Genomic DNA, 1,358 nt, shown 5'->3' on the forward strand with positions numbered 1-1,358 from the left:
GCGTTGTCCGCCGATGAGATCAAGAAGCTTGCGGACCTCGAGTCCCGCGAGGTTCCTTGACCGGCGCGGGTGCCCGCCGCCGAGGCCCGGTGTACTCGCTGAAATCGGGACCCTTACCGCGCGGACTCATTCGCCCACCGCGTCGTCGCCGAGTCGCAACAACTCGTCCAATTGCTCGACGCTCATCTCCGTCACCCAGTTCTCACCGGTCCCGACTGCAAGTTCGGCGAGTTCACTTTTACTCGCGATCATCGTGTCGATTCGCTCTTCCAAGGTTCCGACGCACACCATCTTGCGGACCTGCACGTTCTTTCTCTGACCGATGCGGAAGACACGGTCCGTCGCCTGGTTCTCCACCGCGGGGTTCCACCATCTGTCGAGGTGAACCACATGGTTGGCCGCTGTGAGATTCAGGCCCGTGCCGCCGGCCTTGAGCGAGAGCACCATGATGGGCGGGCCGCCTTCACCTTGAAATGCCTCGACCATGGCGTCGCGCCCGGCTTTCGACACTCCGCCGTGGAGAAACGGAACTTCGGTGGTGAACCGGTCTGCCAGGTACGGCACCACCAACTCGCCGAACTCACGAAACTGTGTGAACAACAGAACCTTCTCGTCGTCGCCGGTGACCGACTCGACGATGTCCTCGACCAGTCCGAGCTTTCCCGAACGGTGTTGCCCACGTCGCATCACCGGCGATCCGTCGCGCAGGAAGTGCGCCGGATGATTGCATACCTGTTTGAGTTTGGTCAGCGCAGACAGGACGGCGCCCTTACGCTTCATACCTTCCGTCCCCTTGATCTGCGCCATCATCTCGTCCACCACCGCGCGGTACAACGCGGCCTGTTCCTCACTGAGATTCGCTCGAACCGTCATCTCCAACTTCTCCGGGAGATCCGCGATCACGGCGGGATCGGTCTTCACGCGCCGCAGCACAAAGGGGGACGTGACGGCGCGCAGTCGCGAGACGGCAAGTTGATCCTTTTCCCGCTCGATCGGTACGACGAACCGTTTGCGGAACATCTGCTCCGAGCCGAGTACACCGCGATTGGCAAAATCGAGGATGGACCGCAACTCGTCCAGTCGGTTCTCCACCGGCGTTCCGGTCAGAGCAACGCGATGATCCGCGGGGATGCTGCGAGCAGCTCTCGCCTGAGATGTCTTGGCGTTCTTGATGTGTTGAGCCTCGTCGAGCACTACGCGCCGCCAGTCGAGTTCCTTGAGGGCCGCGACGTCGCGGGTCATGAGCGCGTAGGTGGTGATCACCAGATCACTCTCACGAACAGCGTGTTCAAGCTCCGTCCCGGTAGCGCGGTCCGAACCGTGATGAACGTAGACGCGCAGGCTCGGCACAAATCGCG

1 protein-coding gene is annotated in these 1,358 nt (G+C 61.9%); it reads right to left on the reverse strand.

Annotated features, from left to right (window positions below):
* Nucleotides 1-126: 126 nt before the first annotated feature.
* Nucleotides 127-1,358, reverse strand: a 1,232-nt coding sequence (locus tag ABT116_RS46685) for a DEAD/DEAH box helicase (protein WP_351647339.1), incomplete at its 5' end; no start/stop codon positions are given.

Origin of the sequence: Streptomyces sp. NPDC002130 (assembly GCF_040296465.1) — a bacterium.
Classification (GTDB): domain Bacteria; phylum Actinomycetota; class Actinomycetes; order Streptomycetales; family Streptomycetaceae; genus Streptomyces.